Annotated in this window: 21 protein-coding genes; 6 read left to right on the top strand and 15 right to left on the bottom strand. The window is 73.1% G+C overall.

Annotation, left to right across the window (positions count from 1 at the left end; translation table 11 throughout):
* Positions 1-37: 37 nt before the first annotated feature.
* The 8 genes from ACQRUO_RS27000 to ACQRUO_RS27035 form a co-directional block, all read right to left on the bottom strand.
* Positions 38-3193, bottom strand: coding sequence for a substrate-binding domain-containing protein (locus ACQRUO_RS27000; protein WP_428318674.1), 3156 nt, complete (start codon positions 3191-3193; stop codon positions 38-40).
* Positions 3194-3281: 88 nt separating this feature from the next.
* Complete coding sequence (pstC, locus tag ACQRUO_RS27005; RefSeq protein WP_428318675.1) at positions 3282-4283, bottom strand: phosphate ABC transporter permease subunit PstC; 1002 nt, start codon at positions 4281-4283, stop codon at positions 3282-3284.
* A gap of 115 nt (positions 4284-4398) precedes the next feature.
* Positions 4399-7056, bottom strand: a complete 2658-nt coding sequence (locus tag ACQRUO_RS27010; protein WP_428318676.1) for a hypothetical protein — start codon at positions 7054-7056, stop codon at positions 4399-4401.
* 191 nt (positions 7057-7247) lie between these two features.
* On the bottom strand, positions 7248-7853 hold the full coding sequence (locus ACQRUO_RS27015; RefSeq protein ID WP_428318677.1) for a hypothetical protein: 606 nt from the start codon (positions 7851-7853) through the stop codon (positions 7248-7250).
* A gap of 115 nt (positions 7854-7968) precedes the next feature.
* Positions 7969-9027: a substrate-binding domain-containing protein gene (locus ACQRUO_RS27020; RefSeq protein WP_428318678.1), complete on the bottom strand. Its 1059-nt coding sequence runs from the start codon at positions 9025-9027 to the stop codon at positions 7969-7971.
* 338 nt (positions 9028-9365) lie between these two features.
* The gene (locus ACQRUO_RS27025) at positions 9366-9776 is read right to left on the bottom strand and encodes a hypothetical protein (RefSeq protein WP_428318679.1); all 411 of its coding nucleotides are present in this window, start codon (positions 9774-9776) and stop codon (positions 9366-9368) included.
* Positions 9769-10251 (bottom strand): DUF1508 domain-containing protein, encoded by a 483-nt coding sequence (locus tag ACQRUO_RS27030; RefSeq protein ID WP_428318680.1) that lies wholly within the window; start codon positions 10249-10251, stop codon positions 9769-9771. The genes ACQRUO_RS27025 and ACQRUO_RS27030 overlap by 8 nt, the downstream gene beginning before the upstream one ends.
* A gap of 467 nt (positions 10252-10718) precedes the next feature.
* On the bottom strand, positions 10719-11534 hold the full coding sequence (locus ACQRUO_RS27035; protein WP_428318681.1) for an SDR family oxidoreductase: 816 nt from the start codon (positions 11532-11534) through the stop codon (positions 10719-10721).
* A gap of 87 nt (positions 11535-11621) precedes the next feature.
* Between ACQRUO_RS27035 and ACQRUO_RS27040 the strand changes: the two genes are divergently transcribed.
* Complete coding sequence (locus ACQRUO_RS27040) at positions 11622-12248, top strand: TetR/AcrR family transcriptional regulator (protein WP_428318682.1); 627 nt, start codon at positions 11622-11624, stop codon at positions 12246-12248.
* A 28-nt stretch (positions 12249-12276) separates the two neighbouring features.
* Here the strand turns inward: ACQRUO_RS27040 and ACQRUO_RS27045 are convergent, their stop codons facing one another.
* The 7 genes from ACQRUO_RS27045 to ACQRUO_RS27075 form a co-directional block, all read right to left on the bottom strand.
* On the bottom strand, positions 12277-12822 hold the full coding sequence (locus ACQRUO_RS27045; protein WP_428318683.1) for a GNAT family N-acetyltransferase: 546 nt from the start codon (positions 12820-12822) through the stop codon (positions 12277-12279).
* Between the two features lie 22 nt (positions 12823-12844).
* Complete coding sequence (locus ACQRUO_RS27050) at positions 12845-13222, bottom strand: hypothetical protein (RefSeq protein ID WP_428318684.1); 378 nt, start codon at positions 13220-13222, stop codon at positions 12845-12847.
* Positions 13223-13352: 130 nt separating this feature from the next.
* Positions 13353-14663 (bottom strand): YcaO-like family protein, encoded by a 1311-nt coding sequence (locus ACQRUO_RS27055; RefSeq protein WP_428318685.1) that lies wholly within the window; start codon positions 14661-14663, stop codon positions 13353-13355.
* A 99-nt stretch (positions 14664-14762) separates the two neighbouring features.
* Positions 14763-14924: a hypothetical protein gene (locus ACQRUO_RS27060; protein ID WP_428318686.1), complete on the bottom strand. Its 162-nt coding sequence runs from the start codon at positions 14922-14924 to the stop codon at positions 14763-14765.
* A gap of 109 nt (positions 14925-15033) precedes the next feature.
* Complete coding sequence (locus ACQRUO_RS27065; protein ID WP_428318687.1) at positions 15034-16302, bottom strand: MDR family MFS transporter; 1269 nt, start codon at positions 16300-16302, stop codon at positions 15034-15036.
* On the bottom strand, positions 16299-17297 hold the full coding sequence (locus ACQRUO_RS27070) for a cupin domain-containing protein (protein WP_428318688.1): 999 nt from the start codon (positions 17295-17297) through the stop codon (positions 16299-16301). Before ACQRUO_RS27070 ends, ACQRUO_RS27065 begins: the two co-directional genes overlap by 4 nt.
* An 87-nt stretch (positions 17298-17384) precedes the next feature.
* Positions 17385-17840, bottom strand: a complete 456-nt coding sequence (locus ACQRUO_RS27075; protein ID WP_428318689.1) for an ATP-binding protein — start codon at positions 17838-17840, stop codon at positions 17385-17387.
* A gap of 150 nt (positions 17841-17990) precedes the next feature.
* Between ACQRUO_RS27075 and ACQRUO_RS27080 the strand changes: the two genes are divergently transcribed.
* The 5 genes from ACQRUO_RS27080 (at position 17991) to ACQRUO_RS27100 (ending at position 22209) form a co-directional block, all read left to right on the top strand.
* Complete coding sequence (locus ACQRUO_RS27080; protein WP_428318690.1) at positions 17991-19040, top strand: Scr1 family TA system antitoxin-like transcriptional regulator; 1050 nt, start codon at positions 17991-17993, stop codon at positions 19038-19040.
* Between the two features lie 29 nt (positions 19041-19069).
* Positions 19070-19273: a DUF397 domain-containing protein gene (locus ACQRUO_RS27085; RefSeq protein WP_428318691.1), complete on the top strand. Its 204-nt coding sequence runs from the start codon at positions 19070-19072 to the stop codon at positions 19271-19273.
* A 209-nt stretch (positions 19274-19482) separates the two neighbouring features.
* On the top strand, positions 19483-20808 hold the full coding sequence (locus tag ACQRUO_RS27090) for a sensor histidine kinase (protein ID WP_428318692.1): 1326 nt from the start codon (positions 19483-19485) through the stop codon (positions 20806-20808).
* Complete coding sequence (locus ACQRUO_RS27095) at positions 20799-21443, top strand: response regulator (protein ID WP_428318693.1); 645 nt, start codon at positions 20799-20801, stop codon at positions 21441-21443. Before ACQRUO_RS27090 ends, ACQRUO_RS27095 begins: the two co-directional genes overlap by 10 nt.
* An 88-nt stretch (positions 21444-21531) precedes the next feature.
* Positions 21532-22209: a DUF4097 family beta strand repeat-containing protein gene (locus tag ACQRUO_RS27100; RefSeq protein WP_428318694.1), complete on the top strand. Its 678-nt coding sequence runs from the start codon at positions 21532-21534 to the stop codon at positions 22207-22209.
* Positions 22210-22262: the final 53 nt, after the last annotated feature.

Raw genomic sequence — 22262 nt, forward strand, 5'->3', positions numbered from 1 at the left:
TCGGCCGCGTCCGTGGCGGCGGCCGTCGCGGGCGCGGTCATCGCGGGCCCCCCGCGCTGCCGGCGCCCGCCCGGCGGCGGCGCAGCCACCCGCCGAGGAACGGCGGCACGGCCACCACCGCGAGCAGTTCCACCGCGGTGATCGTGGTCAGCGTCCAGTTCTGCGGCCGGCCGCCGACGTTGACCACGTTGGCGGCCACGTCGCTCGAACCGGAGCCGCCCCCGCCGCTGCCCGGCACCAGCTGGCCGGTCTGCGGGTCGACGGTGCCGCCCGAACCACCGGGATCGGCCGCGCCCTGGTCGCCCGCTGCCCCGCCGCCGCTGCCCGGGATCAGCTGCCCGGTCAGCGGGTCGACGGTGCCGCCCGAACCACCGGTACCACCGCCACCACCGCCGGGGGTGCCGCTGCCCGAACCGCCGTTGCCGCCGGCGCCCTTGGTCCCGCCGGTGCCCCCGCCACCACCGCTACCGCCGGTCCCGCCGGTGCCGGTCCCGCCCTTGCCGCCCGAGCCGCCCGAACCGCTGCCGCCCGAACCGCCCGCCGTGGCCCCGGGGTTGCCGGGCTTGCAGCTGAGCGGCTGGCCGACGTGGTCGCAGGGGTCGGGCTGCGGCGCGTTCTTCAGGACGATCAGGTTGCCGCTGCTGTCGAAGGTCGGGTTCGGGCAGTTGTTCAGCGAGTTGGGGTCGACGTTGCCCGCGTAGCCGGGGATGTGCTGCACCTGGAGCAGCCCGCCGCGGACCAGGCCGCGCGGGATCGGCGAGTACCCGATCGAGTCGATGCCGCTGGTGCCGGTGGCCTGGCCGCCGCAGAGCACGTAGTCCAGGTACTGGCTGAGCGCGGCGCCCTTGCTGGTGCTGAACTTCGGCGGCGGCGGGAGCGCAGCGCCGGTCCGCGGCACGATCACGTAGCTGTAGCTGGAGATCGGGTAGGAGCGCGGGTCGTTGTTGCCGTAGACGCCGTCGAGGTTCTGCTGCAGGTAGTCGGGGTCGTTGGGCGAGGTGTTGTCGTCCACCCCGCGGATCTTGGCCGCGGTCAGCGCCACCGCCACGTTGGAGGCGGTGGGCAGGGTGTAGTAGCCGGCCGGGTTGAGCACCTTGACCACCGGCCAGTGGCTGGTCAGCGCGAAGGCGTACTCGTCGTAGCCGATCGCGCCCAGGCCCGAGGGCTGCTCGATGTAGTGCGCGACCTGGTCGGAGCCGTTCTGCGCGATCATCCGACCGCCGTTCGTCGGATAGAACTCGGTGTAGTCGCCGCAGCTCACGCCGTTGACGCCGGAGCAGTACTGGTCCCACTCGGCCTGGTGGGTGTGCTCCATCCAGCGCGAGAACTGCGCGGTGGCACCCGAGCCGTCGGAGCGGACCACCGGGGTGATCGGCAGGTGCGGCAGCGTCCGGCCGTAGGACTGGGTGATCTTGGGGTCGTCCCAGTAGGTGATCTTCCCGGTGAAGATGTCCACCAGGTTGTCGGGCGACAGCCGCAGGTCGGTGATCTGCTTGCCGCCGATCTGCAGGTTGTACATGAACGCGGTGCCGCCGGCGGTGATCGGCACGTAGGAGTAGCCGTAGGTGGGGTTCTCGGCGTTGCCGATGCCCGAGGAGTGCCCGTCCTGGTTGACCCCGTTGTCCGCCTGGGTGCGGAAGGGCACGTCGGAGGCGGTGAAGTCGTCCTGCCCGTTCTCCCACTGCTGGCGGCCGGCCGCCGAGCCGTTCGGGCTGAAGTTGACGGTGATGCCCTGGGGGGCGACGTCGGTGCGCCACTTCTCGATCGCCGGGCCGGCCCAGCTGGAGCCGTCGGCGTTCAGCGTGGTGGCGGCGAAGGCGCGCCCGCCGCTGCCGAGCACCAGCGCCATCAGGGTCAGCGAGAAGGCGAGCAGCAGGGCCACCGACCGGCCGCCGCCCCGGCCCCCCTCGGCGGTGGCCCGCGGGGCCGGGCGGACGGGACGGTACAGACGGGCCCACGGCATGACGGTTCCTCCGGAGCTCAGGGCGGATCGGGCGGCGGCGCCGGCGGCGGCTCCCCGGCCGCCGCCCGCGCGGATCGGGGTGCGCAGCTGCGGGCGGTCCAGCCGGCGGCGCTGGCGGCGGCTCAGCTCGCCGGGTCGCCGGCCGCCGACCAGGCGGGCGGTGACGAAGAGCACCAGCACCAGGGTCATCAGGGTCAGCCCGGCGGCGAACCCGCGGGCCACCATGGACGGGTAGGGCTGGCGGACGCAGTTCCAGATGTAGAGCGGCAGGCTGACCTGGTGGCCCGCGAACGGGTTGCCGTTGAAGCCGGAGGTGAAGCCGGCGGTGAGCAGCACCGGCGAGGTCTCGCCGACGCCGCGGGCCATGCCGAGGATCACCGCGGTGGCCAGGCCCGGCCGGGCGGTGGGCAGCACCACGTTCCAGACCGTGCGCCACTGGCTGCCGCCGAGCGCGTAGGAGGCCTCCCGCAGCGTGCCGGGGACCAGCCGGATCACCACCTCGGCGGCCCGGGTGACGATCGGCATCATCATCACGGTCAGCGCCAGCGAGGCGGCGAAGCCGCAGGCCTGCAGACCGAAGGTGAGGATCACGACGCCGAGCACGAAGAGGCCGGCCACGATCGAGGGCAGCGCGGTCATCGCCTCGATCAGGGTGCGGACCGGTCGGGCGGTGCGGCCGCCGACCTCGGCCATGAAGACTGCGGCGGCGATCCCGAGCGGCACCGAGAAGAGCGTGGCCAGGCCCAGCTGTTCCAGCGACCCGACCACCGCGTGCAGCGCCCCGCCCGAGGTGATCGGGGAGACCGCCGAGGTGCGGGCCATGGTCTGGGTGTAGAAGTTGGCGTGCTCGGCGGCGTGGTAGCCGCGCAGGGCGAGGAAGAAGAGCTGCGCGCCGATCAGGAAGGCGAGCAGCGCCCCGGCGCTCCAGGCCACCAGGGTGACCAGCCGCTCGCGCACCACCGGCCGGGGCCACTGCAGCACGCCCAACGCGTAGTTGAAGCCGAGGAAGAGCAGGTACCAGAGGCCGAGGAAGCCCTGCGCGCCGCTGAACGGCAGCACCCGCTCGTAGAGCAGCCAGTCGAGGGCGAGCGAGCCGAGCAACGCGGCGGCGAGGGTGCCGACTTCCGCGCCGGTGACCCCGCCGAGCCGGCGGCGGCGCTCGGGCGGCTCGGCGGCCGCGGCCGGCAGCGGCGCGGGGGCCGAACTGCCGGTCAGGTGGACGGTGGTCACGGTGGAGTCCTCTGCGACGGGGGCGGAGCCGGGAACAGGGGCGGAGCCGGGAGCGGGGGCGGGGGTTCTCGGGAGGTCGGTCACGGCGTCAGTCCGCGGTCGCGGCGCCGGAGCGGGAGCGGCTGACCACGATCCCCGCCAGCACGTTGACCACCAGGGTGAGCGCGAAGAGCACCAGCCCGGCCGCCATCAGCGCGGAGAGCGAGAGGCCGTCGGACTCGCTGAACCGCAGCGCGATCAGCGCGGAGATCGAGTTGGCCCCGGCCTGCAGGATGTGGGTGTTGAGGGTGAAGGTCGGCGAGATGATCAGCGCCACCGCGATGGTCTCGCCCATCGCCCGGCCGAAGCCCAGCATCACCGCGCCGATCACCCCGCCGCGGCCGAACGGCAGCACCACCGTGCGGACCATCCCCCAGCGGGTGCTGCCCAGCGCGTAGGCGCCCTCCCGTTCGCCCTGCGGCGCCTGGGAGAAGACCTCGCGGCTGAGCGAGGTGATGATCGGGGTGATCATCAGGGCCACCACCAGCCCGGCGACGAAGGTCGAGGAGGTGTAGGAGGTGCCGACGTCGCCCAGCGGGACCTTGAGGAAGGGCAGCACCCCGCCCAGGTGCAGGGCCGCCCAGCGCACCGTGCCGAGCACCCGCCCCTGCAGGAAGAAGAACCCCCACAGGCCGTAGATGATGCTGGGCACGGCCGCCATCAGGTCGACCATGGCGACCAGCAGCCCGCGCAGCCGCACCGGTGCGTACTCGGAGATGAAGAGCGCCGCGCAGAGCGAGACCGGAACGGCGACGACCAGCGCCACCACCGCGATCAGCACCCCGTCCGGCAGCACCGCCGCGATGCCGAAGTGGTGCGCCTCGGTCTGCCACTTCTGGGTGGACAGGAAGGACCAGCCGGTGGCCCTCAGCGCGGTGCTGCCGCGGCCCAGCAGGAAGGCCGCGATCAGACCCATGAGGGCGAAGACCGAGTAGCCGGCCACCCGCAGCACGATGCGGAAGACCAGGTCGCCGCGGGTGGCGGGCGCGGTGATCGCCCGGGGGCGGTCCGGCGCCGGGTCACCGGCGGGGTCGTGGTGCGCTTCTGGCATGGGTGGCGCGGTGGTCATGGCGGATCGGCTCCCCGGCTCCGGAGGTGGTGGGTGGTCCTCGGCCCGGGCGGCCGGATCCCGGGTTCGGGGATCCGGCCGCCCGGCTGACGCGTGCTCAGCTCCGCTTGCCGCCGCGGTTGACGGCCCCGCGCAGCCGGGCCAGTGCCCGGCCCCCGGCCGCGGTGCCGCTCAGCACCAGGGCGGCCGGTCCACCGAGCAGCAGCACCGCCCCGACGATCAGCACCACCGGGAGCAGCACCCTGGCCAGTCCGGCCCGGTCCGGAGCCGGGGTGCCGGCCGCCGCGTCGGCGAACTGCGGTCCACCGGACGGGCTCGGGCTCCCGGCCGCGGCGGACGGCGTGGCGCTGCCGCCCTTGCCGGAGACCGGCGTGCTGCCCGGCGGCAGGTCGCCGCCGCCGGTGCCGCCGGCCAGGGAGTTACCGGTGATCGTGCCGCCGCCGGTGGTGCCCGCGCTGCCGAGGCTGCCGGTCCCGCTGAGCGTGCCGCCGTTCGGGATCACCGTGGTGCCGGTGACCGTGACGCTCCCGGCACCCGGCTGACCGGCGGCCCCGGTCGGGGTGGGCGTCGGGGTCGGGGTGCCGCCCGGGGTGCCGGCCGGCGGGGTCTGGTTGCCCGGCAGCGCGCTGTCCTGGTTGGCGACGTGCGCCACCGCGGCCTGCGCTATGCCGAGCTGAACCTGCGTCAGATCGAGGTAGCCCAGCCCGAGTCGGCCCGGATCACGGCCGTAGAGCTGCCCGCTGCCGGGGTCGGTGACCTGGGCGAGGAAGGCCGAGGCCGCCGCCGCCTTGGCGTCGCCCAGCCCGCTGGTGGGAGCCATCGCGTAGTCGACCGCGGTCAGCGGGTAGGCGTTCGGGTCGCTCGCGTACGCCGTCCCCGGCGTGCCGTAGGGCAGTTGCTGGGTGTTGGTCCTCGGGTCCACCGGCATGTCGTTCACCGCCGCCTGGACCGAGGCGAAGGACGGCGCCACGGCGGTGCCCTGGGCGTTGACCAGCTTCGCCTCCGGCATGCTGTACGACTCGGCGTCGGCGCTGTCCACGATCCCGATCAGCTGCCGCCGGCCCGGGGCCTCCGCCGGGCAGCGCGGGTAGAGCCCGGTGCCGTCGACCACCTCGCAGGTCGGAGTGTCGCTGAGCAGGTGGCGGACCGTGTCCCCCAGGCCGCTGAGCACCGGGCTCCACTCGTACGCCTTCTGGTGCTGGTTCGCCCCGGAGGACTGGGTGAAGCCGGTGGCGTCCTGCGGGCGCAGGATGTCGACCGGGTAACCGGAGTAGCCGGGCCGCTCGTAGGAGGGGTCGACGTGCATCCCCGAGTAGTTGTCCGGCGCGCCCTGCAGGAAGGCGGCGGCCTGCGGGTCGCTCACGATCCAGCTGGTCAGCTCGGTGACCAGGTCGGTCTCGTTGCCCATCACGATCGGCAGGCTCTGCGGGTTGCTGGTGTCGCAGCTCGGCCAGACGGCCGGCGCGATCGAGGCCGGCGGGTTGAGGGCGAGGAACTCCTGGTCCTCGAAGATGCAGCGCGGGTTGCCGGCCACCGAGGGCGGCTGGAAGCCGGGCGCCGACTGGGCGTAGGACTGGGTCAGCTCCTTGGCCAGCAGCCGGGCGTCCAGCGTCATCTGCCGGATCTGCTGCCCGGTCTTCGGGTCGTCCACGATGTAGACCACCGAGATGGACGAGTCGTTCAGCGGCACGTAGACGTAGGGCCGGGGGGCGGGCGACGCGTCGGGCAGCGAGGTCAGCGCGAGGTCGGCGCCGCCGCCCTTCAGGAAGTCGGACCGGGTGGCCGGCTCGCCCTGCGCGGTGTAGCTGACGTAGAGCGGGCTGTTCGCCAGGCAGGCCCCGGCCCGCCACTGCTGCAGGGCCCGTTCGGCACCCGGCGAGCCGGTGGTGGTGAGGTCGGCGGTCGCGCTCTTGCAACTGGCCGCGGTCGGCGCGAAGGTCAGCGGGATCGCCCGGGCGTTGTTCCAGGCGCAGGCCTCCCCGGTGGCGTTGCGGTTGACCAGGTTGGAGCTGCCCATCACGCTGTCGGCGGCGGTGCTCAGGTAGCCGGCCGGCAGGTCGTAGCTGTGCACCTCGCAGTGCGGGGCACCGGTCTTGTCGTGGTTGAGGCTGGCGGTCGCGCCCTCGGAGTCACCGCCGTAGTTCGGCTCCACCACGATGGAGCACGGATGGGTGGCGTCGCAGCCCAGCGACTGGCTCTGGTCCGCGGGCCAGACCTCGATGTCCGCCGAGCCGGTACCGTCCTGTCCGGTCACCGCGAGCTGCATGTCGGACGGCAGGTCCGGCGTGGTCAGGCCGGGTGCGGGGGTGCGCTGCTGGAAGCCCTTCGCGGGGTCCTGGTTGTAGAGCGTCGAGCCGTAGCAGTCGGTGACCTGCGGCTTGGTGCCGCGGCACTCGTAGACCCGGACCGCGTAGAAGGTGCTGTTGCCCTTGACCGTGGCCGAGGTGGCCGGGGCGCCGGTCGCGGTGACGCTCGGCGTGAAGCCCTTCCAGGAGACGTGCACCACCTGGTCGGCCAGGTTGGTGGTCGGACTGACCGTGATGCTGCCGTTGGGCCCGGAGGTCCCCTTGGCCGGCTGCCAGACCGGCGGCCCCGCCACGGTGGTGGTCCCGGAGTCCGCGTGCGCCTGGGCCACCGTCCCGGCGCCGACCGGCAGCACGGCGAACAGGGCGAGCACCGCCCAGGCCAGCGTTGCGGACAGCCAGGCTCGGGACCACCACCCGAGCCCTCTCGGGCGTCGGTCACGGACTCTCATTGCGGGTTACCTCCGGCAGTGCACGGTGCGGACGCGCGAATGGCGACGGACAGGCGAATGGACCCACGGATCCCCGTGGGTCCATTCGTCCATGCGTACGTGACACGTGATGACTGGTCAGGTGTACGGGGCCCCAACCGGGCCACGATGGCAGGGGGCCGGGCGAACCGGCCGGCGCCGACGGGGAAGGGTCAGCTGCCGGCGGTGAAGGTCAGCACACCGGTGCCCGCGTGCTGCCGCGCCACGAAGAAGGTGGTGCCGAGGTTGGTGTCCGCGTAGGCCGCGCCCTGCGCGTCGACCTCCAGGTCGCTGGAGGTCAGCGTCTGGGTGGTGCCGCTCTTCTGCAGCACCGGGCGGCCCGGGTCGAGCAGCTTGACCGGGGTGGTCTGGCCCATCGGGACACCGGTGACCGCCCACTGCGCGGCGTTGAAGGTCAGGTTGTTGAAGATCACGGTGTGCCCGTTGGTCACGTTCACCAGCAGCAGGCCGCCGCCGAGCTGCACGCTGCCGTAGAAGCCCTCCAGGTTCACCGAGCCGCCGGTGACCGGGAAGGTGGCCGAGAGGCCGGTGGTGGTGGAGAAGCCCGGGGTCGCGTTCGGCAGCGCGATCGCGATGATGCCGTTGCTCGCGGAGTTCTGCAGGAAGGTGTTGTCCTCCTGCACCACCAGGCTGCCGGTCGGGGCGGTCGTCGTGGCGGTGTCGGCGAGCGCGGTGTCGCTCAGCCCGGTCACCGCGAGGGCGGCGGCGGCGAGCAGGGCGGCGGCGGAGGCGGCGACTCTGGTGCTGGTGCGGCGCATGGGGTTCTCCTTCGTGCACGGCATTGGTCGGGGAGCGGCCCGGCGGCCAGGGGATGCCCCTGGCCGCCGGGTGTGGTGCGCTGTGCGTGGTGCTGCTCGGGTGGTGCGGGGTGGGTCAGGAGTGGCTGACGGAGCCGCAGGCGAAGCCGGGCAGGGCCTGGAAGCCGTAGCTGGAGATGTCGGCGGCGGCGGTGGAGCTGGTGCAGATCCAGCCGTTGGTGCCGAAGATGTTCTGCAGCGCGGTGGCCTGGGTGCCGGTGCCGTTGAACTCGGCGTCCCGGACCACGTTGTAGACGGTCCGGCCGTAGTTGCTGGCGGTGAAGGTCGGGTTCAGCGCGTTGCTGGCGATCGGGTTGACGCCGTCCACGCTGCGCAGGGTCAGGTTGCCGGGGGCGTCGGTGCTGGTGGTGTGGCCGCCGACGGTCTGGCCGATGTAGTGCGCGGCCGAGTACGGGAAGACCGAGTTCACGTCGCTGAACACCGAGTCGGTGCCCTCGTTCTCCTCGGGGGTGTAGCTCTCCACGCAGGAGCCCGGGGTCACCGTGGTGCCGCCGCCGATGGCCTGCAGGAAGAACGCCCGGGTGCCGGAGTTCAGCTGCGGGATGTAGGCGTCGATGGTGGCGTTCGGGCCGGTGTAGCCCGAGACGTCGGTGATCTGGTTCCAGTTGGTGATCGAGCAGGTGTAGATGCCGTACAGGTCGGCGGTGGTCAGGTTGGCCGGCGCGTTGCCGTTGGTGTTGCCGGCCCAGGAGACGCCGTCCTTGGCGAACGCGACGAAGTCGTCGGTGCTCGGGTCGGTGGACTGCGGGCCGCGCGAGGCGCGGGCGAAGTCGACGGTGGTGTTGGTGTTGTTGTTCAGCGCGGAGATGCCGGCGCCGGAGCCGTTCGGACGGGCGATGCTGCTCGCGCCGGTCTTCGGGGTGATGTTGCCGGACGGGGTCGCGTCCCAGCTGTAGAGGCGCGGCGAGGTGGTGTCACCCGCAGCGGTCAGCGAGGCGTTGTAGTCGGTGGAGAACTGGTTCAGGACGGCCTGGATGGTGTCCGAGCCGGTGCCCACGATGTCCTGGGCGGCCGGGGTGACACTCGGGTCGGCGGTGGCCTGGCCGGCGGCGATGGTGGCCATCGACGCGGCGATCGCAACGCTCGCGAGCAGCTTGGCAGCGGTGTGACGCATGGTGCTTTCCTCCGGTGGGAGAGGCAGGCATGTCGTGTCCGGATCCGGGGTCGAACCCGGCCGCCCGGGGCCGCGGTCGTGCCGGCCCGTTTCGGCGGGACCGATCCTGTCCAGTCGACGGCGACGCCGGAAGCTCCCTCCGGAACCGCTCGAGCGGCGGTGAACTTCTGGGTTTTGTCGACAAGGAGGTTTAGCTGCAGGCCCGGACGGCTGGTTCGTGGACCCGCCGACCGGCCCCGGCGCCCGCCCGGCGGACGGCTGTTCTTCTCGCGGTGGCGATTCGGGTCGGCACCGGCAACCTGAAGGTCACCCCCGCGCTCGCTGCCGGGTCACCCGCCTCACCAGGGCCACCGCCCCTCCCGGCCGGTGGTGCGCAACTCCCGCTCCAGCGCGTTGAGTCCGGCCCGGAACCCGGCCACCCCCTGGCGGCACTGGTCACGCCGCAGGTAGCCGCGCGCGCTGCGGGCCACCGGGTCCTCACCCGCCGGGTCGGCCCGGGTGGTGCGCGGCGGCAGGTAGGCCGACCAGCACCAGGCGCGGGTCGCGTCCTGACTGAAGGCGTACCGCAGCGAGGCCCGCTCGATCAGCAACTCACGCAGTGCGGCGACGAGTTCCGGCTCCGAGCGGTACAGCCGGGCGGACACCGCGAGCTGCCGCCCGTTCCCGGCGGCCAGCGACCAGCCGACCAGCCGGCCGCCGCCCTGCACCGCGAGCAGCCGGGGGCCGCGTGCGGCGGGGCGTTCAGCCATCGCCGCCGGATCTCAGCGCGGTGGTGGGGACGTCCGCCGATCCGGGGGAGCGCTCCCGCAGGTCCGTCGGCGGCGGGTCGGGCGGCGCCGCCGACCCCGGGCCCGCCACCGGGCCGGCCTCCCCCGGCTGCCGCTCCAGCAGGGCGACGAACCGCCGGAACGCGTTCTGACAGGTGGCGTACCGCTCGTACGCGCGGTTCGAGCGGGCGTCCGGCACCCCGCGCGACCCGGGCACCACCCAGATCCAGCCGATCCCCTCTCTCACATGAGTGATACGTGCGGTTAACTCGGCCGCGTCCGCGCGCAGCGCCGCGAACGCCCGGTCCGCCTCCGCCGGTGCCTCGTACACCGGGGACGAGACCGCGACGATCCGCCCGTTCGGCGCCTTGAGCTGCCACTGGTAGCGGCCGTTCGCCGCCCGCTCGCACTGGAATCCGCCCCGGACCGCGTCCGCACTGGACCGCCCCCCGCCCACTTGGCCCACCAGGCCCACCCGCCCCTGTCCCGGCGCCACGCAGCCCGGCGGTTGCCGAGGACACGTGGGCGTCGCGTAGAGATCTCGTGCTCGGCACCCAACCGGGCCCAACCGTATGTGTGCAGAGGTGGACCCAGGTAGGGGCGATCACGGTGCGGCAGGTCTATTGGCCGGGAAGTTCTCTCTCGTTAACATTCAACCGATCACGCAACTGGCCGACCCGGCAGGGCTACCGGCGGGTCTCCACCGGATCGGCGCAATCGACGCCTCGGTCGCTCCGGCTGTGTGTCAGCTCCCTTGTGAACGACCCAAGTTGACGACGTCCCTCAGTCGTAGAATCAGTCGTAGAAGAAGTCCTCCAGATCGTCGACCGTGCCGGGCCCGAACATGAACGCCTCCGCCCGGGCCACCTCGCGCTCCGGCGAGCCGCTCGGCGAACGTCCCCGCCCCGGCACCGGGCAGCTCGCTCACAGCCCGGACCCGCCCGTCACGTCGACCACCCGGCCGGTCACCCAGCGGGCGTCGTCCGAGGCGAGGAAGGCCACGACGTCGGCCACGTCCTCCGGCTGCCCGACCCGGCCGAGCGCGGCCACGCCGGCCGCCTGGGCCGCGGCCGCCGGATCGCCGCGCAGCCAGTCGGCGTTGACGTCGGTGTCGATGATGCCGGGGGCCACCGAGTTCACCGTGATGCCGCGCGGGCCGAGCTCCTTGGCCAGGTTGAGGGTGAAGGTGTCCAGGGCGCCCTTGGTGGCGCCGTAGGCGATGAGCTCGGGCATGGCGATGCGGGCGGCGCCGCTGGAGATGTTGATGATCCGGCCGCCGTCGCGCAGCCGCGGCAGCCCCTGCTGCACGACGAAGAACGGCGCGCGGACGTTCACCGCGAAGACCTCGTCGAACTGCTCCTCGGTCAGCGTGGCCAGCGCCGTACCGAGGCCGATGCCGGCGTTGTTCACGATGATGTCGACGCCCGGCTCGGCCGCGTGCCCGGCGCTGCCCGCGGCGTGCTCGGCAAGGCCCGCACGGTGCTCGGCGAGGCCCGCGTCGAAGGCGGCCCAGAGCGCGACCGCGTCGCCGTGCCGGCCCAGTTCCGCATGGAGCGCGAAGGCCCGCCCCCCGTCCTGCCGGATCCGCGCCACCACCGCGTGCGCCGCCTCGGCGTCCCGCGCGTAGGCGACCGCGACCGTCGCGCCGTCCCGGCCGAGCCGGTGCGCGATGGCCCGGCCGATCCCCCGGCTGCCGCCGGTGACCAGCGCGATCTTGCCCTCGAGTCCCCGTCCACCCATGGCTGTACCCACCCCTTGTATTTGTTGAGCGAGCGCTCAACAAATACCCTAACACCGTACTTGAACGCGCACTCTAAAATTCGGGGTGTGAGCGAGAGCGAGAGCCGGACACCTGCCAGGCGCGGCCGCCCGCGCGCCTTCGACCGCACCGCGGCGCTGGCCGTGGCCACCCGGCTCTTCTGGCAACGCGGCTACGAGGCCACCTCGATCGGCGAGCTGACCCAGGCCATGGGCATCCGCCCGGCCAGCCTGTACGCGGCCTTCGGCGACAAGAAGTCGCTCTTCCAGGAGGTGGTGGCCCACTACGGCTGCTCCCCGGAGGGCGCGTTCATCCGCGTGGCGCTGGCCGAGGAACCCACCGCCCGCGGCGCCTTCGCCCGGATCCTGCACGAGGCGGCCGCCGACTACGCCGACCCGGCGCACCCCGCCGGCTGCCTGACGATCAGCGCCGCCACCAACGTCACCGCGCAGGACGCCGAGGTCGAGACCTTCCTGCGCGACCTGCGGAACCGCAACCTGACCGTCTTCGAGTCCCGGCTGCGCCAGGCGCAGCAGGCAGGCGAGCTGCCCGCCACCGCCGACCCGGCCGCACTCGCCGCGTACTACGGCGCCGTCATCCAGGGCATGTCCCAACGCGCCCGCGACGGCGCCACCCGGGCGGAGCTGACCGCGACCGCCGACCTGGCCCTGCTGGCCTGGCCGACCACCGGGTAGCGGGCGGGGGCGGGGTCGTGGTCACGGGTCAGCCGAGCTGCAGCTGCCAGCGGAGCTCTCCGTCCTGCCACTGCTCGGTGCGACGGAGCCCGACCGCGCCGGCCACGGCGGCGGAGGCCCGGTGGTCGGGGTGGATGTGGGCGATCACCGTGCGCACCGCGTGGGCCGCCAGCCAGTCGACCAGCCCGGCCGCCGCCTCGGCGGCGATGCCCCGCCGCTGCCAGGGGGTGCCCACGATCCAGGAGACCTCGGCGGTGGGACCGGGGAGTCCGGCGACTCCGGCTGCGTCGACCGTCGCCTGGACGGTGCCCGTCAGGCAGCCCGCGTCGTCCAGCCGGATCACCCAGTTGCACCAGGACTGCGCAGGATCGGGCGAACCGGCCACCCACCGCCGGTAGCGGTCCTGCAGGCCGGCCAGGTCCGCCGGCTCACCGCCGATGAAGGCGTGCAGCCCCGGATCGGCGAGCACCTCGGCCATCTCCTCGGCGTGCGCGACCCGAAGCGGCACCAGGGTCAGGCGCGCGGTCCGGATGGGCTCGGCGTGGAGGGGCTGGAAGGGCTGGACGACGGTCACCTGACGGACTCTACGGTGCAGGTCAGTTCATCGGCGAGTGCATCCACGCGTACTCGATCGCCGTGCCCACCAGCAACCCGCCGCAGAGCAGGGCCGCCCGCGCACCCCGTGCGCCCGGCCGCACCGCCGGCACGAGCAGCAGCAGCGCCGGCAGTGCCAGCCCCAGCAGCGGCCCGGCCACGAGCTCCAGCTCGAAGCCGAGCACCGCCCCGGCCGCCTCGCCCTCGGCGAGCCCCCACACCCCGATCATCAGGCCGAGAACGCCCATCATCGCCAACATCGGGAGGGCACAGGCCAGTTCCACCGCCACGAGCACCCCCCACCAGCGTGACCCCGCGTCCCGTCGGACCACGCCGCCCTGCACGGGCCACCCCGGAACGGGAACGACACTCCTGGCCATGGTGGTCACCTCTCCTGTGCGGGTCGCCGGTTCTGCTTGCACCACCGATTCTGGCGACCGAGCGCGCGGCAGGCCTGAGTACCGGTACTCAACTGCGGTCGGCCGGCCGGCCGACCTGAGCACCGGACCGTCACGAATGCGGCATCGGGAAGGTGTTGAGCTCACCCGCCCGCGCCGCCCGCTCCCGCCAGCCGAGCCGGACGCCGGCCGCGACGACCCGGCCGGCGGGCACCGGGAAGGCGGCGGGCGTGGTGCAGACGGTGCCGGGCACGACGATCCGCCCGGCCCGCAGACCGGCCCGGGTGGCCGCCGGGGTGGTCAGGTCGACCCAGAGCACCTCGTGGCCGGCGTCCTCCACGCGGGCCCGCAGCGCGGCCGGGGCGGGGTCGGGCAGGGCGGGCAGGCCGTCCCAGGCGCGGGTGGGCAGGTCCCAGGTCCAGGCGGCGACCCGGTCGGCGGCCCGCGGGTCGAGGTGGAGCTGCTGCTGGCAGAGCTGCTCCCGGACGTCGGCGAAGTCGGCGCGGTAGGAGTCGAGGTAGCGGCGGTCCGCGCGCCAGGGCTTGAGGGGCGAGCGGGAGGTGCCGGCGCCGAGCGCGGCGGCGGTGCGCGGGTTGTCCAGGCTGAGCGCGGTGAGCTGCAGCAGGTAGGCCTCGGCGAGCGCCTTGCGGGCGGCCTCGCGCGGGTCGGGCCGGGCGGCGGCGCCGACGGTCAGCCAGCCGCGCTCGGTGTCCCGGACGGCAGCGGCCAGCACCGGGACGCCGAAGAGGTTGTCGAGCGGCACCAGCCGCACCTCGAAGGAGCGTTCGGCGGGGGTGAGCAGGGCGGCGAGCCCGGCGTCGACCGGGACGGCGGGCAGCACCGGCGCGTTGGCCCACCAGATGGCGGTGGTGTCGCGCTCGACCACCTCCTCCAGGCCGGAGTGCTGGGCGAACTCCTCGGTGGGGCCGGCCGCGAGGCCGCCGACGACCGGGAAGCAGTGCAGCGCCTCCCGCCGGCCGCCGGGCATCTGCGGCCAACCCGCGTGCACCAGGAAGGCGGGGACGTACACCTCGCACGCCCGGCTGAGCGAGCGGCCGCGCACCCAGCTGACCTCGCTGTCGCGGGTGAAGGGGGTGAAGCGGACGCCGGCGGCGGTGGTGGTGGCTGGTCCGAGGGCGAGCGCGGTCGGGTCGAGGGCCTCGACGCCGCGCCGGCGCAGCACGTGCCAGCTGCCGTGCAGGGTCTCGGCCGCGGGGCGCGGCCAGGGCGCGCAGTAGCGCTCGGCAGCCTCGCCAACGGCGCCGCGGACCGCCTGCTCATCGCTCTCCCAGGACGAGCCGAAGGCCTGCCGGTCGCCCTGCCAGGGCAGTTCGGCGGTGAGGTCGGGCAGCTCGGCGACGGCCAGGCGCAGCTGCTGCGGGATGCCGCCGGGGCCGGCGAGGGTACGGATTCCGGCGATCACGGCGGGGCCTTCCGATGCGGTGGGGTGGGGCGGTGCCCGGTGCGGGGCGGCCGGGCGGTGTGCGCGGCCGCCCCGCACCGACGGGGACTGCGGCGTGCGTCAGACGTAGGCGCGGACGCAGTTGTTGACCACCAGCTCCTCCTCGCCCAGGTAGGCGCGGACGCAGTTGTTGACCACGAGTTCCTCGCCCAGGTAGGCGCGGACGCAGTTGTTGACGACCAGCTGCTCGTAGGCGGTCTCGGCGGTGAAGGTCTCGCTCATGAGGGTTCCTCTCGGTGTCGGGTGGTGTCGGGAGGCGGGACGCTCCCGGCTCCCCTCCCCGGTGTCGCGGCTGAGAACTCGACGGTCGGCGCAGGGCTCGACGGTCGGCTCAGAGCTCGACGGTCCGGGGAAGCTTGGGGGGTGCGATGGTGCGGCGGACGGGCACGGCGGGGCCGCGCATCCCGTGGACGGCGACGGCGCTGCCCACTGCGGCGGCGGTGCCGACCAGGGCACAGAGCCACCAGAGCGTGCCCGACCCGCGGTGGTCGAGCACCCAGGCGCCGGCGACCGGGCCCAGGCAGGCGGCCGCCGACCAGGCGGTGGAGTACAGGCCCTGGTAGCGGCCGCGCAGCTCGGCGGGCGCCCGGTCGGCCACCGCCGCGACGCCGATCGGCGCCTGGAGGATCTCGCCGAGCGTCCACAGCACCACCGAGACGGCGTACAGGCCCAGCCCGTGGGCCAACGCGTTCACGCCGAAGCCCCAGCCGAGCAGCAGCCCGGCGAGCAGCAGCACGCCGCTGCGCGAGCGGCCCTTGGCCAGTCCGGTGAGCGGGAGCTGCAGCAGCATGATGAGCACGCCGTTGAGCGCCAGCACCGTGCTGTACGCGGACGGCGAGAGCCCGGAGCGGACCATCGCCAGCGGCAGCGTGGACTGGGCCTGCTGCATCACCGCGCCGAAGAGCAGCGTGGAGACCACCAGCAGGACGAACCGTCCGTCGCGCAGCACGGGGGTTCGCTGAGCCTCGGCGGCCGGGGCCTCGGTGTGCGGGCCGGTCGGGACCGGTCCGCGGGTCGGGGCCGTCTCCGGCACCTTCAGCAGGACCACCAGCGCGCACAGCACGGTGGCGGCGGCGTCGGACAGGAAGACCAGGGTGAAGCCGTGGCCGACCAGCACGCCGGCCAGCGCCGCAGCCACCGCGAAGCCGACGTTCAGCGCCCAGTAGTTGAGCGCGTAGGCGCGGGCCCGGTCCTCGGCGGGGACCAGGTCGGCCAGCATCGCCTGCATGGCCGGGCGGGCCGCGCACTGGCCGAGGCCCATCGCGATGGTGGTACCGGCGATCGCCCACGGGCTCTCGACCAGGCCGATCAGGGCCATGAACAGGGCCGTCCACAGATGGGCGGCGATGAGGGTGGTGCGGCGGCCCATCCGGTCGGCGAGCACGCCGCCGACCAGGGTGCCGACCACGCCGCCGGCGCCGATCAGGCCGACCGCCAGGCCGGCGAAGGAGGTCGAGAAGCCGCGACCGGTGGTCAGGTAGATCGCGAGCAGCGGGAGGGCGAAGCCGCCCACCCAGTTCACCAGGATCGAGAGCCACACCCACCAGAAGGCGCGCGGCAGGCCTCGGACCATCCCCTTCAACCCCTCGGCGAGGCTCATCGGGTCTCCGCGGGACCGGCCGGGAGCCCGAAGGACGGGAGGCCGAAGGACGGCAGGTCGAAGGACGGGCGGGCCGGCGCACCCCGGTCCACCCTGGCGGCGAGGCGCTCCAGCAGCCCCGGGGCGTCCACCGCCCGGTGCAGGGCCGCGCGCAGCTCGGCGTACCAGTCGGCGGCACCGGCCGGATCGGCGAACCGCGGCAGGTCCTGGCGTGCCACCGGGTGCTCCCGGGCCAGGTCCGCCAGCCAGTGGCGGAGCAGGTCGCCGGCCGAGGGCAGCCGGGCGCTGACGGTCAGGTGGGCCGAGGGCCGGTCGGTCGCGCTCACCCGGTGCCACCAGCCGCGCGGCAGGTGGAGCAGGTCGCCGTCGGTCAGCTCGCCGGACCAGTACGGCTCCCCTTCCGGCCGCGGCGGGTCGCTGAGGACGCCCACCGGGTGCTCCTCGGTCGGACGGTGGATCTCCCAGTGCTTGGCGCCCTCCACCTGGAGGATCAGCACGTCGTGGTCGTCCCAGTGGGTGCCGAAGCCCTGGGCGGCGCCGCCCAGGTTGGCGTACAGGTTGACCTGCACCAGGCAGCGCAGCTCGCGTTCGACGTCCTCGACCAACTGCCGCAACGGAGCGTGCAGCTCCTCGATGCCGTCGACCACCAGGGTCGCGCCGTCCGCCATCGCCTCCCGCAGCCGATCCGGAACGATCCGCAACGGCGCACCGCGCTGGGCCAGTTGCGGCACCGGCTCGGTACAGGAGAGCAGCGAGCGGGGCGTCGCGCCGCCCGCCAGGTGCATCCGGGACGGGTCGGCCCGGAGCGCGGCGAGCAGGCCGTTCAGCTCGGCCCAGCCCAGCACCCCGGCGTACCGGCGGGCCGCGCCGCGCACCAGCAGCGGACGCCGACCGAGCCGCTCCCCCAGGAAACCGTCGACCGGAACCGGACCGAGCAGCGAGGCCAGGCCGCCCGCCGGGTCGACGGCGGTTCCTTCGTCGTGCAGGACGTCCACGGTGCGGGCCCTCTCGGTCGGACGGATCGGCGAGCGACATCCTGTGCGAGCGGCCCGGGAGCCGGCACCTGGCCGGTGGGGAGAGTGTCAAGTCCCGGAGAGCGGGCCGAGCGGGTCCCGGCCGAGCGCGTCCGGGCCCACCTCGCACCAGGCGATCTTGCCGATGCCGGCGGTGCGGGGGCAGTAACCCCACTCCTTGGCCAGGCTGTTGACGAGGACCAGCCCCCGGCCGTGCTCGTCCTCCGGCGCGGGCGCGGTGAGCGTCGGCTTGCCGTCCCCCGCGTCGTGCACCTCGATCCGCAACCGCTCGCTGTCCGCATGCAGGTTCACGTAGACCAGCCGCCCGGGCACCCCGGAGTGGGTCACCGCGTTGGTCGCGAGCTCGGAGAGCAGCAGCTCCCCGACCTCCAGGAAGCGGTACCCACCGGCCACCCGGGAGAGGAGCTGGCGGAGAAGTCGACGCGCGAGCGCGGGGGAGCGCCGGCCGCGGGGGAGCCAGCAATTGTCGGCGGCCTCGACGAACAGTTCGGGGGATTCGGCCACGGGGGTGCCTCCGGAAGGAGCGAAGGGCAAAGGAATGCCCGGGTGGGCAACGAGGGGTTTCTCGTGCCGGTATTAAGCATCGGGGTGGGTGGGTAGGGTGACGAGCAATCAGGGCTCCACAGCAGTATTCGTGACCGGGGGTGCCACGCCATGGCTCGACGGAAAGCGGATCAGGATGCGCTCACGCGTTCGCTGACTCTCTTCGGGGCGCAGCTCCGGTTCCACCGGGAGAAGAAGAACCTGTCCCAGAAGGACCTCGCCGACCTGGTCCACTGCGCCCGCTCGCTGATCGGAATGATCGAGACGGGCCAACGTGCCCCGGTGGACGACTCCTTCCCGGCCCGGTGCGACACGGTCCTGGAGACGGGCGGCGCGCTGGAGGAGATGTGGACGGAGATCACCAAGCAGGAGGAGGCGGAACGCCCGGCCTGGTTCCGTGATTACGTCGACATCGAACGAAAATCGATCACAATCCGACAGTTCCAGCTGCAATGGATTCCGGGCATATTGCAGACCGAGGAGTACGCCCGGGCGCTGTTCGAGCGTGCGGTCCCCGGGCAGACCGAGGTGATCGAGGCACGTCTGGCTTCACGGATGCGCCGCCGGCAGTTCCTGCTGAGCGATGACGGTCCCATGTTCGTCGGCGTGATCGACGAAGCCGTCCTCCACCGTGGCATCGGCAGCGTTGAGCTGATGCGCCGCCAACTCGCTGACCTCATCGAGCAGAGCAAGCGACCCAACGTGGTGATCCAGGTACTTCCACTGGGCGTTCTGGACGTCGATCTGTTCGACTCTTCGATCACACTGCTGAGCCTCCCGGACGAGCCGGATCTGCTTTACATCGAGGCCCTGAATCACGGTCAACTCATCAGCACACCAATGGAGATCGCGCGCGGGTCACATCGCTACGATGTACTCAGGTCCCATGCCCTGTCCCGCAGCGAGTCCCGGGATCTGATCCGACGCATCATGGAAGGACTGACCAACAAGATGCAGCCGACAGCCCACCAGACCTGGCGCAAGAGCAGCTACAGCAGCGGCGACGAGGGCCAGTGCATCGAGATCGCCGACGGCCTCCCCACCATCCCCGTCCGCGACTCCAAGGACCCCCACGGACCCGCCCTCAGCTTCCCCGCCCCCGCCTGGGCCTCCTTCGTCACCGCCCTGCGCACCGGCGAAATCCCCGACCCGCGCATCTGACAGGTTCTGCTGTGGAGGGACGGTCAACGATGACACAGTCGACACCCACCGACTCTTGGCGCAAGAGCTCCTACAGCAACCCGGAAGACGCCTGCATCGAGATCGCCGACGGCCTCCCCACCATCCCCGTCCGTGACTCCAAGGACCCTCACGGACCTGCCCTCAGCTTCCCCGCCCCCGCCTGGGCCTCCTTCATCACCGCCCTGCGCACCGGCGAACTCCCCACCGCCTGACCCACCCCGCCGGCCGGCTGACGCGCTCAGCGCTCAGCCGGCCGAGCGGCGCTCGAGCCGGCCGAAGGGGGGTAAACCCTACCCCCCACTGGTGGGCTCTCCTCGCTGCCGACGGGTGGTCGGGTTGGGTACCGTCCCCTTGTCGAAACGAGGCGCGGACGGTGAGCTGGTCGCCGCCCGCCCTGCCCACGAGAGCGGGTCCGAAGCAGTTGACCGAGAACATCGCCGGCCGCGTCACCGGCAGAGCGCGGACGGACGCCCGGCCACCCCGTGAGGTGGTGCCGGGCAATCCGCTGCGCGCGCTGGTCTCCCCCATGCTGTGGCGGGCGTCGATCCACCTGGCACTGGACGGTCTGGTGGCGCTGGCGGGACTGGCCGTGCTGGTCGTGCTGGTCGTCGCCGTCTGCCTGGCGCCGGCCGGCCTGGTGGGCCTGCCGCTCACGGTGGCGGCGGGGTGGGCGCTGTTCCAGCTGGCCGCCGTCGAGCGCGCCCGGTTCGCCGTGACCCGCGGGCTGGAGCTCGACGAGTTGCCTGCGCCGGTCCTTTCGTGGCGGTTGGCCAAGTCGCTGCAGTCGCTCATCCACAACCCCTGCACCTGGCGGCTGATCGGCTACTTCGTCCTGCTGATGCCGGTGGCGGTGGTGACCGTGGTCGGGGTGGCGCTGACCTGGGCCGTGCCGCTGACCCTGGTGCTGCTTCCGGCCTACTACCGGGGCCTGCCCGGCGGGCAGGCCCAGCTCGGGCCGTTCATGGTGGAGTCCCTGCCCCGGGCGCTGCTGGTCGCGACCGTGGCGCTGCTGGTCGGCGCGGTCCTCTGTCCACTGATCGTCAAACTCCTGCTGGCGCTGGACACCGCACTGGCCGTCGCGTTGCTCTCCCGGCCCCGCGGCCTGGAACTGGAACAGCGGGTCATCGCTCTGACGGAGAGTCGAGCCAGAGTGGTGGAGGCTGCCGAGGCGGAGCGCAAGCGGATCGAGCGGGACCTGCACGACGGTGCCCAGCAACGGCTGGTGGCGATGTCGATCACCCTGGGCCGGGCCAGTTCGCGCCTGAAGAAGTCCGGTGACCACGAGACCAACAAGCTGGTCGAGGACGTCCGGCGGCAGACCCTCAGCACCATCGCCGAGTTGCGCGACCTGGCCCGTGGCCTGCACCCGCCGGTGCTGACCGACCGCGGCCTGGCGGCGTCGCTCTCCGCCGTCGCCGCGCTGGCTCCGGTACCGGTGCGCCTTGACGTCCTGGTGGAGCCGCGCGCCTCCTCCACCATCGAGGCGGTCGCCTACTTCACGGTGACCGAGGCGCTCACCAATGTGGCCAAACATGCTCATGCGACCCGCGCTTGGGTGGAGATCCGGCGGGAGGGCGCCCGACTGGACGTTAAGGTCGGCGATGACGGGCGTGGCGGAGCCGACCTCGCGGCCGGCACGGGTCTGACTGGTCTGGCGGACCGGGTGTCCGGGGTGGACGGGCGGTTCCGGCTCAGCAGCCCGGTGGGTGGACCGACCGTGATCGAGGTGGAATTGCCATGCGGGTAGTGCTGGCCGAGGACTCCGCGCTGCTGCGCCAGGGCATCGAACTGCTGCTCAGCGAAGAGGGGATCGAGGTGGTCGCCGCGGTCGGCGACGGGGAGCAACTCCTGCGCGCGGTGGCCGAACACCGGCCGGACGTCTGTGTGACGGACGTCCGGATGCCGCCGACCTTCCTGGACGAGGGCCTGCGCGCCGCACTGGCGGTACGCGCCCGCTGGCCGGAGACCGGCGTCCTGGTGCTCTCCCACTACGTCGAGGAGCGCTACGCCGTCGACCTGGTCAACACCAGTGACAACGGGGTCGGCTACCTGCTCAAGGACCGGGTGTCGGACGCCGAGGAGTTCGTGGACGCGCTGCGCCGGGTCGCCGCGGGCGAGACGGTCCTCGACCCGGAGGTGGTCAAGCAGTTGCTGGCCGGCAGCCGGCAGCGGGATCCGCTGTCCACCCTGACGCCGCGCGAACGGGAAGTCCTCACGGCGATGGCGGAGGGCCGTTCCAACGCCGGGATCGCGGCCGAACTGGTGATCGGCACGGCGGCGGTGGAGAAGTACATCCGCAGCATCTTCGTGAAGTTCGATCTGCAGCAGGAGGCGGGAGACCACCGCCGCGTGCTCGCCGTTCTGCGCTACCTGGGAGCTTGAGATCAGTACCGCACCGTGGAAGCGCCGCGGATTCCTCCTCGTCGGGCTGGCCGTCCTCGTCTGGGTCGTCGCCCTGGCCAGTTGGGCCGTGGTCGCCTCGCTTCCGGCGCACCACCCGTACAGCGGCACCTGGCAGCAGGACGCGGTCGGCGCCGGCCAGGTGACGGTCCAGACGACCGACGGACTCGGCGTGACGCTGAGCCAGGACGGCTCCTCGCAGGTCACGGTGGCCATGAGCGGCAGCTACACGGGCCGTGTCCCGCAGGTCTCCGTCACCCGGTCCGGGTCGGACGTCGCGGTCACCGCCGGCTGCTCCGACGACTGCTCGGGGCACCTGCAGATCACGGTGCCGGCCGGCCTGGCCGCGCAGGTGAGCACCGGGGACGCCGGGATCCGGGCGAACGGCCTGACCGGCCGGCTGGATCTGACCACCGGGCTGGGCGGGGTCGAGGTGGACCAGTCGTCCGGCCCGCTGACCGTGCGGAGCACGTACGGCTCGGTGACCGTCGCCGACAGCAGCGCCCCGAACGCCGAGGTGACCACCACCGACGGCGCGGTCAGCGCCTCCTTCACGGCGGCACCCGCCTCCCTGAGGGTCACCACGGGCTACGGCGGGGTCGACCTCAGGGTGCCTCACGACGCCACCTACCACGTCGACGCGCAGAGCTCCTGGTCGTCGCCGAGCGTCTCGCTGCCGAACACCGCCACGGACGCACCGCACAGCGTGGTGGTGCAGAGCACGCGCGGCGGCATCATGGTCCACTGAGCACGCCCGTGCCGCGAACGACGGTGGCGTCCCCGGGAGTTCCCGGGGACGCC

It is taken from the genome of Kitasatospora sp. LaBMicrA B282 (genome assembly GCF_050325825.1).
Lineage (GTDB): Bacteria > Actinomycetota > Actinomycetes > Streptomycetales > Streptomycetaceae > Kitasatospora.

Bases quoted from the DNA above. Each gene is read 5' to 3' on its own strand.
- pstC (WP_428318675.1), bottom strand. From the start codon at position 4,283: ATGCCAGAAGCGCACCACGACCCCGCCGGTGACCCGGCGCCGGACCGC.
- ACQRUO_RS27010 (WP_428318676.1), bottom strand. From the start codon at position 7,056: ATGAGAGTCCGTGACCGACGCCCGAGAGGGCTCGGGTGGTGGTCCCGA.
- ACQRUO_RS27015 (WP_428318677.1), bottom strand. From the start codon at position 7,853: ATGCGCCGCACCAGCACCAGAGTCGCCGCCTCCGCCGCCGCCCTGCTC.
- ACQRUO_RS27020 (WP_428318678.1), bottom strand. From the start codon at position 9,027: ATGCGTCACACCGCTGCCAAGCTGCTCGCGAGCGTTGCGATCGCCGCG.
- ACQRUO_RS27025 (WP_428318679.1), bottom strand. From the start codon at position 9,776: ATGGCTGAACGCCCCGCCGCACGCGGCCCCCGGCTGCTCGCGGTGCAG.
- ACQRUO_RS27035 (WP_428318681.1), bottom strand. From the start codon at position 11,534: ATGGGTGGACGGGGACTCGAGGGCAAGATCGCGCTGGTCACCGGCGGC.
- ACQRUO_RS27050 (WP_428318684.1), bottom strand. From the start codon at position 13,222: ATGGCCAGGAGTGTCGTTCCCGTTCCGGGGTGGCCCGTGCAGGGCGGC.
- ACQRUO_RS27060 (WP_428318686.1), bottom strand. From the start codon at position 14,924: ATGAGCGAGACCTTCACCGCCGAGACCGCCTACGAGCAGCTGGTCGTC.
- ACQRUO_RS27065 (WP_428318687.1), bottom strand. From the start codon at position 16,302: ATGAGCCTCGCCGAGGGGTTGAAGGGGATGGTCCGAGGCCTGCCGCGC.
- ACQRUO_RS27080 (WP_428318690.1), top strand. From the start codon at position 17,991: ATGGCTCGACGGAAAGCGGATCAGGATGCGCTCACGCGTTCGCTGACT.
- ACQRUO_RS27085 (WP_428318691.1), top strand. From the start codon at position 19,070: ATGACACAGTCGACACCCACCGACTCTTGGCGCAAGAGCTCCTACAGC.
- ACQRUO_RS27095 (WP_428318693.1), top strand. From the start codon at position 20,799: ATGCGGGTAGTGCTGGCCGAGGACTCCGCGCTGCTGCGCCAGGGCATC.